The 9,564-nt window shown below is 61.1% G+C and carries 8 protein-coding genes and 1 pseudogene; 3 read left to right on the top strand and 6 right to left on the bottom strand.

Features of this window, described 5'->3' with window-relative positions:
- From BN1969_RS18160 to BN1969_RS01205, 3 genes are all read right to left on the bottom strand, one after another.
- Positions 1-1,018: MATE family efflux transporter (locus BN1969_RS18160; RefSeq protein ID WP_050622625.1), on the bottom strand; the 1,018-nt coding region annotated here is incomplete at its 3' end.
- A gap of 184 nt (positions 1,019-1,202) precedes the next feature.
- Positions 1,203-1,952 (bottom strand): alpha/beta hydrolase, encoded by a 750-nt coding sequence (locus BN1969_RS01210; RefSeq protein WP_050622624.1) that lies wholly within the window; start codon positions 1,950-1,952, stop codon positions 1,203-1,205.
- A gap of 120 nt (positions 1,953-2,072) precedes the next feature.
- Positions 2,073-2,735 (bottom strand): SMI1/KNR4 family protein, encoded by a 663-nt coding sequence (locus BN1969_RS01205; protein WP_050622623.1) that lies wholly within the window; start codon positions 2,733-2,735, stop codon positions 2,073-2,075.
- Positions 2,736-3,026: 291 nt separating this feature from the next.
- Here BN1969_RS01205 and BN1969_RS18795 point away from each other — a divergent pair.
- Positions 3,027-3,449: pseudogene (locus BN1969_RS18795) on the top strand (CCA tRNA nucleotidyltransferase); the annotation flags it as partial.
- 233 nt (positions 3,450-3,682) lie between these two features.
- On the opposite strand, the gene BN1969_RS01200 reads toward BN1969_RS18795, so the two are convergent.
- The 3 genes from BN1969_RS01200 to bilS form a co-directional block, all read right to left on the bottom strand.
- Positions 3,683-4,477: a ZIP family metal transporter gene (locus tag BN1969_RS01200; protein WP_108979672.1), complete on the bottom strand. Its 795-nt coding sequence runs from the start codon at positions 4,475-4,477 to the stop codon at positions 3,683-3,685.
- 87 nt (positions 4,478-4,564) lie between these two features.
- Positions 4,565-5,524, bottom strand: a complete 960-nt coding sequence (locus BN1969_RS01195; RefSeq protein WP_077138797.1) for a tRNA dihydrouridine synthase — start codon at positions 5,522-5,524, stop codon at positions 4,565-4,567.
- A 9-nt stretch (positions 5,525-5,533) separates the two neighbouring features.
- Entirely contained in the window at positions 5,534-6,022 is a 489-nt protein-coding gene (gene bilS / locus BN1969_RS01190; protein ID WP_050622622.1) for a flavodoxin family protein BilS, read from the bottom strand.
- A 309-nt stretch (positions 6,023-6,331) separates the two neighbouring features.
- Here bilS and BN1969_RS01185 point away from each other — a divergent pair, with 309 nt between their 5' ends.
- Together BN1969_RS01185 and BN1969_RS01180 are read left to right on the top strand one after the other, a co-directional pair.
- On the top strand, positions 6,332-8,602 hold the full coding sequence (locus BN1969_RS01185; protein ID WP_050622621.1) for an S-layer homology domain-containing protein: 2,271 nt from the start codon (positions 6,332-6,334) through the stop codon (positions 8,600-8,602).
- 331 nt (positions 8,603-8,933) lie between these two features.
- Complete coding sequence (locus tag BN1969_RS01180; RefSeq protein WP_050622620.1) at positions 8,934-9,443, top strand: cob(I)yrinic acid a,c-diamide adenosyltransferase; 510 nt, start codon at positions 8,934-8,936, stop codon at positions 9,441-9,443.
- The last annotated feature ends 121 nt before the right edge of the window (positions 9,444-9,564 follow it).

Below are 9,564 nucleotides of genomic sequence, written 5' to 3'. Positions count from 1 at the left end.
TAGGATGTTTAAAAAGACCATTAATGAAAAGGCTGGTACGCCCCCCCCCCCGCCCCCGCCGCTCCTCCCCGGCTCCGGTATTCTGGGCGGTGAAGACAGAGACGGCCTGGGCCCCGCTGTCCCCGAAGGAGTTGGCGAAGCCCTCGATGCGGGTAGTGGCGGTGTAGGCGGAGATCATGGGGGTCCCCATGGAGTTCACCGCCCCCTGGACCAGCAGCTTGCCGATGTAGAGGCTGGACTGGTGCAGGGCGGACACCGCCCCATAGCTCACCGTCCGGCGGAGCAGGCCCCGGTCCAGCCGCCGGTCCTCCCGGCGGAACAGGCCCCGGTCCAGCCGCCGGTCCTCCCGGCGGAACAGGAGCTGGGGATAGCGCCGGGCCAGATAGAGCAGGCACAGCGCCACGGAGAGCAGCTGGGCCAGCACCGTGGCCCAGGCCGCCCCGGCGATGCCCATGCCCAGCCGGGCCACGAACAGCAGATCCAGAGCCAGATTGGCGGCCATAGCCGCCAGCAGGGCCAGCAGGGCGGAGCGGGTGTCTCCCACAGAGCGCAGGGCGGCGGCGCACAGGTTGTAAAAGAAGGTGGCCAGCAGGCCGCCGAAGATGACCACCAGATAGTCCGCGGCCAGCCGGGCCACGTCCTCCGGGGTCTGCATCAGGGTCAGCAGGGGCCGCAGCAGGAGCAGGGCGGCCAGGCTCAGCACCAGGGTGAACAGGCCGCCGAAGACAGAGGCCAGAAACCCCTCCTGCCGGAAGCCGGCCAGATCCCGGCTGCCATACTGCTGAGCAAAGAGGACGGAGATGCCTGTGCAGCAGCCGCTGAGGAGAAAAAGGAACAGGTTCATCACCGTCCCCGCCACCCCGATGGCGGCAAAGGCGGTCTCCCCGGCGAAGCGGCCGATGACCATGGCGTCTATGGTGTTGTACAGCTGCTGGAGGATGTTCCCAAAAATCAGGGGGAGGGCCAGCGACACCAGCTGGGGCGGGATGGAGCCCCGGGTCAGGGCGGCGGTCTCCACAGCGTGTCACCTCACAGTTTCATCAGGTGAGATCAGGATAGCACAGGGAGAAACAGTTGTAAAATAATTGTTTTCTCCCTATAATATATAAAAAAGTTGTATTTTGGGGTGAGACAGGTGACAGAGCTGGACACCCTGCGGGCGGAGCTGGCCCAGGTCGAGGGCATCGAGCTGTGCTGAGGGCTCAGGGGGCCAGGTAGAACTCCAGGGCCTCCCGGACCACCAGCTGGGGCATGCCGGGGCCGGACAGGCTGTGGTCCCCGCCGGGCACTTGGATGAGACGGGCGCCGAAGGTCTGGGCAAAGCGCCGGGCCGCCTCCGGCGAGGCGGTCTGGTCCTCATCCCCGTGGATCATACAGACCCGCTCCTCCCCGGAGCGGTACAGTTGAAAGAGGTCGTGGGCATCCAGATCCGCCAGGAAGGCAGGGGTCAGCTTCAGGGGGCGGACGTAGCCCTGGTCCAGCATGAGGAAGCCCTGCCGCGCCAGCTCCTCCGCCTGCTCCGGCGTGGGGGAATGGAAAAGCAGGGGCATCTCCACCGCCGCGCTGCGCAGGAAGGACCGCGTCCCCCGGTGGGGGCGGGTGGACAGGTAGATCAGATTCAGGTAGGCCCCGAAACTGGAGGAGAAATAGACCACCCGGGCCCCGGGGGCCAGCTCCAGGGCCCGGGCCTCTGCCCGGGCCAGGTCGTCCAGGCAGTGGCGGATGCTCAGAGCGTCCCCATCCACCGGGCTGTCCCCGTGAGCGGGGAGGTCCAGTGCCAGGGTGCCGATGCCGTGCCGGGGGAGCTCCCCGGCCAGCAGCTGGGCGGTGGGGCTGTCCTTGCTGCTGCCGAAGCCGTGGGTGATGAGGCAGACCATGGACTCGCCGCCCTGGATGGTGTGCCGGCAGGGGATGTTATATCCGTTGAGTCCGGAGAGAAGTTCCTGTGTCATAAGCGCTCCTTTCAAAGGGCGAGGGCCCCTTTTTCTGCTGCACTGCCAAAAGCTGATTTGAAAATACCACAGCAAAATGACCAGGCGGGCAACCGACGGTCAAACTGGCAGTTGCAGTTATCATTTCAAGGTATCCTGATACCATTCGTAAGTGGGTTTGATACCCTCCTCTTGCTCAAAGCGTTCTTCCAATGCTCCGTAAAAATATAATTCCAGTAATTTCTTCAAATCCGGCAGAGCCTTACTTCCGTGAAGCAGTCCATCTTCACTCAGGTATTCTTCATTCCAATCAAATTCCTCGTGGTCAAACCAGACTAAAGACCAGGTGAGTGGGTCGTTTTCATCAATCTCCTCCTCTGGTATGGACAAATCAATGCACAGCGGCCCCCAACCACCTCCCCAATCGCCAATGGGAATCAAATTTCGAAAGCAGTCCTCCGGTAGTTCACAAAAATCACGGATCTCTTGCAAAATTTCTATGTTTTTTGACACTTCGTTCATAGATTGTGGGCAGTCGATTGCCAACCAGAGTGGGCCAAGGTCTCCTTTGTCTTCAATAATAGAGCATAGAAAATTGTCATTGCGAATGTTTTGAGGAAGCCGGAATGAAGTCAGAAAAGCCCTGTAGAGAGAGGGCAGCTTGACCTGATACTCTTGCTCAAATGTAGCAATGTCCTGTTCAGTAATGGAAGATGACACAAATTCCTTGCCAGGGAACCAACCCCGCTCTTGTAATTTTTGACATGCGCTTATCACAAAATTTCTTTCTTCCAAAGATATCATGGTGTCCCTTGCTCCTTCCTTGGGAGTCCAAACAACCTCCAATTTGTCTTTTTACTTACTTTACCATATTTTTATGTCTTAATCAATGTGTAGTGAAATGGCCAGAGNGGGGGGTTCCAGCCCCCCCCCCCCCGGGGCTTTTTCTTAAACACATCTAGATGTTAAAAAGAGAGAGGAGTTGAACCCAAACAGTAAAAAAAAAAAAGGGGGGGGCGGGACCCGCCGTTGTCAGCCAGGACAGACTCTGCTAGAATAGGAGAGAGACCGACCGGGGCTCTCTGGAGAGGAGGAATGGAGATGGAGGGATGGGACCTGCGGGCGCTGGCGGTGCTGGAGCGGCTGAACGCTGCGGGACACCGGGCCGTCCTGGTGGGAGGCTGCGTCCGGGACAGGCTGATGGGCCGGACGCCCCACGACTATGACGCGGCCACCTCCGCCCGGCCGGAGCAGATCCGGGAGGCCTGTGCCCCCATGCGGGTGGTGGAGACCGGCGTGCGGCACGGGACGGTCACCGTTCTGTCCGGCGGCCTGCCGGTGGAGGTGACCACCTTCCGCCGGGAGGGGCGGTACACCGATCACCGCCGCCCGGACCGGGTGGAGTTCACGGGGGATCTGGGGGAGGATCTGGCCCGCCGGGACTTCACCATAAACGCTATGGCCTGGGAGCCCTCCGGCCTGACTGACCCCTTCGGAGGCCGGGCCGACCTGGCGGCGGGGGTCATCCGCTGCGTGGGGGAGCCGGAGCGCCGCNGGCCTGCGGGGGCCCGCGGTGGGCCGGGCGCTGGCCGCCCTGCTGGAAGAGGTGATGGAGGGCCGTCTCCCCAACCACCGGGCCGAGCTGATGGCCGAGCTGGACCGTTTGGCGGGGAGGGAGCGCTGAGCGCTCCGTTGCCCGCTGGGGGCACAAAACAGGACCGGGGGACAGCACGGACTGTCCCCCGGGGCATTTATCCCAGCATCACATCCAGCAGCATCATCACCAGGAAGCCGCACATGACGCTGGCGGTGCCCACATGGGAGTGCTCCCCCAGGTGGGCCTCCGGGATCAGTTCCTCCACCACCACATAGATCATGGCCCCCGCGGCGAAGGAAAGGACCCAGGGCATCACCAGGGAGACGCTGCCCGCCACCAGTACAGTGAGCAGGCCGAAGATGGGCTCTACCACGCCGGACAGGGCGCCCGCAGCGAAGGCCCTGCCGGTGCCCACGCCGTCGGACCGGAGGGGGAGGGAGATGGCGGCCCCCTCAGGGAAGTTCTGGAGCCCCATCCCGATAGCCAGGGCCACTGCCCCGGCCAGGGCGCCGCTGCCGGTGTCCTGGGCGGCCATGGAGAAGGCCAGCCCCACCGCCATCCCCTCCGGGATGTTGTGCAGGGTGACGGCCAGTACGATCATGGTGGTGCGGCTCAGATGGGCGGGCAGCCCTTCCGGATCGCTGCTGCCGATGTGGAGATGGGGGGTGAGCCGGTCCAGGACCATGAGGAAAGCCCCGCCCAGCAGGAACCCGCCGCCCACCGGAAGGGCGGGGGACTGCCCCATCTCCTCCGCCATTTCCATAGAGGGGATGAGCAGGGACCACACAGAGGCAGCCACCATCACGCCGGCTGCGAAGCCCAGAAAGATCTTCTGGGTGGCGGGTTTCAGGTCCTCCCGGAAGAAAAACACCATGGCGGCTCCCAGCACGGTGGCCAGACAGGTAAAGCCGGTGCCGATGGCGGCAAAGGTAAGTTCTCGGATCAGCATAGCGACCTCCTGCCCCAGGGACTGGGGCACGTTCAGTTTATGTAGAGCGGGGCCATTCTATTTGGGCGTCCCCGCTCCTGGGGCGGGTCAGAACAGAAACCCGGGCTCCAGGCCGGGCGGGAGCTCCAGCTCCCGGAACATCCCGGCAGTGAGGGCCTCAAACTCCGCCGGGTCCGCCGCCTTGCGCAGCTTTTTGGCATAGCTTTCCGGGTCCCGGAAGAGGTGGATGAGATAGGACCAGAGCTCCTTCATCCGCAGCATGGCGTTGCGCCGGCTGCCGAAGTCACGGGCATAGCCCTCATAGAGGGCGTCGTGGAACGCGCGGAGGGTGTCCCGGTCCGCGCCGGGCCCGCCCTTGGCCTTGGAGGCCAGCGCCGGGTCGGCCACCAGCCCCCTGCCCATCATCAGACCTGCGCCGGGGAAGCGGACAGAGAAAGCTCGGCAGTCCGCCGCTGTCACCAGGTCTCCGTTGTAGCACAGGGGGGTGCGGCTGGCGGCCAGGATGGCGGGGAACAGCTCCGGCCGGGCGGGGCGGCGGTACAGGTCCTCCCGCACCCGGGTGTGGACAATGAGCTGGGCGATGGGATACTTGTTGTAGATGTCCAGGATGGGCCAGAACTCCTCCGGGTCCTGGATACCCAGACGGGTCTTGACAGAGACGGCAGTGGGGGAGGCGGAGAAGATGTCCTCCAGCAGGTGGTCCAGTTCCTCCGGCCGCCCCAGCATCCCGGCCCCCTTCCCCTTGGCGGTGACGGTGCCGGAGGGGCAGCCCAGGTTCAGGTTGACCTCACGGTAGCCCATCCGGGCCAGCTCACCTGCCGCCCAGAGAAAGTCCGCCCCGCTCCGGGTGAGCAGCTGGGGCACCGCATCCAGGTCCCCGTCCTGCTCCGGCAGGATGTCCCGCAGCTCCCGGCGGGTGAACACGTGGTGCTGGCTGGGGGAGAGAAAGGGCATGAAATACCGGTCCACCCCCGGGAAGAACCGGCGGTGGGTCCGGCGGAACAGGGCTCCTGTGATCCCCTCCATGGGGGCGAAAAAGCAGCGCATAGCCTGCAATTACAGACCCGCCGCAGCCAGCAGGGCCTGAGCATCTCTCTCATCAGGGCGGGTGCGGACCGCGTCGAAGTCCTTCAGCAGAAGCTCTGCCTGTCCGGCGGAGACGGGGTCCTGAAGCATGGCCTCATAGCGGCGGCGCACTCCCTCTCCCATGCGCCCAGGACACATGTACCAGCCAATCACGGTGCAGTTCTGGGGGAGTTCACCCTCAAGGCGGCGGATGATCTGAGAAAAATACGCCTGATCCGCACCAAAGCCGGCGGTGCCGAAGAGAAAGATCTGCTTGCCTGCCAGTGAGGGGAGAACAGCCCGCAGACGGTCGGAGCAGGTGCCCTTGTCCGTCCAGAAACCCAGATAGACCAGCTCGGCTTTCGAGCAGTCCAGGGACCCGACTGGACCGCATGGGACGTTGGGCAGGGCATGGGAGAGGGCTTTGGCCAGATATTCTGTGTTTCCTGTGGCGCTGTCATATAAAATGATCTGCTTCATCATCGGGCTCCTTTTTATTCTAAGCAATAGGGACTGATCCTCATGGTGATTATAGCATCCCGGCGGGGCTCTTGTCGACAGCAAGAGAAGGAAAATCATAGCGGTAGGGAGGGAAAATGTTCATGGTAAAATCTTCACAAAATGAAGGAGGCCAAAAATTAAAATTTCATAAATATGCAAGGTATGTTTTGACTTTTGGACAAAAACACAGTAAAATAAAAAGGGGGCTTCTGCCCGATTTTCCGCGGCACGGGATGGCCGCCCCCAGAATTTTAGGATGACAAAACGCAGGAAAAGGAGAATAGAATGATGAAGACAGGTTTGCGGCGCCTGTTGGCGCTGGCCCTGGGAGCGGGGCTGCTGACCGCGAACACCTACGCGGCCGCCACTACATTCACCGATGTGCCCACCACCTACTGGGGCTATTATTACATTGACCGGGCCGCCACAGAGGGGCTGGTGTCCGGCATCGGAGACAACCAGTATGGACCGGAGCAGACCCTGTCCAACGCCCAGTTCGTCACCATGATCTGCAACATGTTCTATAAGACGGCGGTGGCCGCCAACCAGAACAGCTCCGGCCAGTGGTGGTATCCCTACATGGCCGCAGCCTACTCGGCGGGCATCCTGAGCAACACCACTGTTGCCCAGCGCCGCGCCGCCGCCGGCGGCTGGACCGAGGCCATGGTGAACGCGGAGATCAGCCGCTATGACATGGCCCAGATCATGGTCAACGTGGCCGGCTCCAAGGGGTGGGAGAACCCCAGCGCATGGGATCTGATGGCCGCCCGGATCAGCATCAAGGACTGGAGCACCATCCCCAGCAATTACCAGAATGCTGTGGCCGGGGCTTATGCCAGGAAGCTGCTCAGCGGCGATGAGAACGGCAACTTCAACGGCGCCGCCAGCACCACCCGTGCCCAGGCAGCTGTGGTGCTCTGCTCCTTGTATGACGCCTCCACCACCATCCAGGTGCCCACCTACGTCAACTCCAACCGGCTGGTGAGCGGCAAGACCCCCTCCGAGTCCAACGTGTATGACGACCTGGTGGCCCTGAAGAGCGACTATCCCGAGAACTACCTGTGGGATATGACCCGCAGCTACACCTCCAAGGAACTGGGCACCGCCACCGGCGTGGAGGCCTTTGCCTACATGCTCAGCGACAAGGTGTTCGGCGCCATGGCCGCCAGCAAGCTGAAGGACCCCGCGGACCTGCGGGTGGGCGACGTGGTCAGCTTCGACTCCGGCAGCGACTTCGGCGTGGTGGTCTCTGTGGACCGGAATGACTTCACCTATGTCACCTGTGACAACAGCGGCTGGATCACCTGGAAGGAGACCGCGGACCTGGACAGCAGGGATACTGTCTACACCCGCTATCTCACCAAGGCCTCCGGCGACGACACCCTGAGCAACGGAGAAAAGGCCACTGAGTCCAACGTGGAGGACCTTCTGGACGACCTGATGGACGACTATGAAGACGGCGACGACTGGGATATGAGCGACCGCTACACCTCCAACGTGTTCGGCTCCGCCAAGGGCGACGAGGCCTTTGCTTACACCATCAGCGACGAGATCTTTGACGAGCTGGATTACAAGAGCGTGAAATATGCCGAGGACCTGCGGGCAGGCGACGTGATCTATGACAGCGGGAATGAGCTGTGGGGTGTCGTGGTGGATGTGGACACCAAGAACGAAGTCTGCACCTACGGCAGCATTGATTCCAAGGACAGGATCGCATGGGATTTCGAGGCTGATTTCGATGACCTGGACGAGATGTACACCCGCTATCCCAGCAGCTCTTCTTCATCCTCTGACGATGAACTGACCAACGGGGACAGTATTACCGAGTCTCATGTGGAAGATTATCTGTGGGAGTTTGAGGACGACAGGGATTATGGCGATGGAGAATACTGGGATGACGATGATGAAGACTTTGCCTGGAGCCTGAGTAATGAAATCTTCGGTGATTTGGATGATACCCGACACAGGGACTCCGATGAGCTGAAGATTGGTGATATCGTGGAGTTGGACGATGGCAGTTATGGCGTGGTCATTGGCATCAGCAAGAGTGATTTCGATTATGTGGGCCTCTATTCCGACGGCGAGATTTGTTGGGACTTTTACGCAGATTTTGATGACATTGATTATATTTATACCCGTTATCCCGACAGCACCTCTTCTGACGACACCTTGAGCAATGGAAAAAAGGTTAATGAGAGCAATGTAGAGGCCCTTTTGGAAAAGAAGCTGAAGGATATCGACTCCTGGGACATGAAGGAATACTATGATTCCAAAGTGTTTGGAGATGATCTGTCTGGAGCCGAAGGGTTTGCCTGGATGCTCAGTGATAAAGTATTTGGAAATTTGGACTATGAGCGTTTGAGCGACAAAAAGGAGCTCCAGGCAGGGGATGTGATCGAGTTCAAAGACGATGATTCCTATGGTGTCGTGACGGATTCGCAGGGAGATAGTGACTACGATTTCTTTTATGTGACTGTAAACAGTAAAGGAAGAATTCAGGAAGACCAAAGGGCAGATTACGAAGATATTTACCGCGTCTACACCCGCTACCCCGACTGATACGCGAACGACAGACCAGACCTCACAGGCGCGCGGCTCAAAAAGCCGCGCGCCTGTTTCATCTCCTTCCCGTCCATCTTCACGCCCCATCTCAGGGGCGTCCCTCCACACGGGCCAATAGGCCGGGCGAGCCTGGGACCTGCCCCTGCATGGGAGCTGGGAACAAATATACCCCGCATGGTGCGCATGCCCTGATCCCGATGTAGGGGCGGGCTGGCCCCGCCGGCCCCAAAGGTATCCCGCCCTGTCACCAGCTTTCCTCAAAAAAGAGGTATATTTTTTTCCAAAAAGCTGGTAGAATAAACCGAAAACATACACAAGGAGTGAGCTTATGGTCCATCTTTACTGCGGAGAGGGCAAGGGTAAGACCACTGCCGCCATGGGGCTGGCCCTGCGGATGGCGGGCCGGGGAAAGTGGGTGGTGGTGGCCCAGTTCCTAAAGGGGGCGGACAGCGGCGAGCGTTATGCCCTGGCCATGCTGCCTCAGGTCACCCTGCTCCCCCTGCCGGAGCGGGTGAAATTCTCCTTTCAGCTCACCCCGGAGGAGCGGGAGGCGGAGCAGGTCCGCTATCTGGCCTTGGCGGAGCAGGCCCGGACACTGGGGGCACAGCCGGACTGCGGACTGCTGGTGCTGGACGAGGTCTGTGCTGCGGTGAACACCGGCCTGCTCCCACTGGAAGAGGTGATCTCCTGCCTGGACCGTGCGGCGGGGGAGGTGGTCCTCACCGGGCGGGACCCCGACCCGGCCCTGGTGGGACGGGCGGACTACATCACTGAGATGGGCAAGCTGCGCCATCCCTTTGACCTGGGGACGGCGGCCCGGCCTGGGGTGGAGTACTGAGGGCAACATCGCCATAAATGTGAAAAAATCGTGAAAAACTCCCGCCGGACAGTTGCAATATTTCGTGCAAATAGGTATAATATTTCCGCGACTGTCAAAGGAGGCCTGTGGGGGCCCCCGG

The organism is Clostridium phoceensis (genome assembly GCF_001244495.1).
In the GTDB taxonomy this organism is placed as follows: Bacteria; Bacillota; Clostridia; order Oscillospirales; family Oscillospiraceae; genus Lawsonibacter; species Lawsonibacter asaccharolyticus.
Note: the sequence above shows the minus strand (reverse complement) of the source record. Positions and strands in the feature narration are given on the sequence as shown.

Excerpts from the sequence above, each read along its gene's own strand:
- bilS (WP_050622622.1), bottom strand. The coding sequence starts at position 6,022 with ATGAAGCAGATCATTTTATATGACAGCGCCACAGGAAACACAGAATAT.
- BN1969_RS01195 (WP_077138797.1), bottom strand. The coding sequence starts at position 5,524 with ATGCGCTGCTTTTTCGCCCCCATGGAGGGGATCACAGGAGCCCTGTTC.
- BN1969_RS01200 (WP_108979672.1), bottom strand. The coding sequence starts at position 4,477 with ATGCTGATCCGAGAACTTACCTTTGCCGCCATCGGCACCGGCTTTACC.
- BN1969_RS01185 (WP_050622621.1), top strand. The coding sequence starts at position 6,332 with ATGAAGACAGGTTTGCGGCGCCTGTTGGCGCTGGCCCTGGGAGCGGGG.
- BN1969_RS01210 (WP_050622624.1), bottom strand. The coding sequence starts at position 1,952 with ATGACACAGGAACTTCTCTCCGGACTCAACGGATATAACATCCCCTGC.
- BN1969_RS01180 (WP_050622620.1), top strand. The coding sequence starts at position 8,934 with ATGGTCCATCTTTACTGCGGAGAGGGCAAGGGTAAGACCACTGCCGCC.
- BN1969_RS01205 (WP_050622623.1), bottom strand. The coding sequence starts at position 2,735 with ATGATATCTTTGGAAGAAAGAAATTTTGTGATAAGCGCATGTCAAAAA.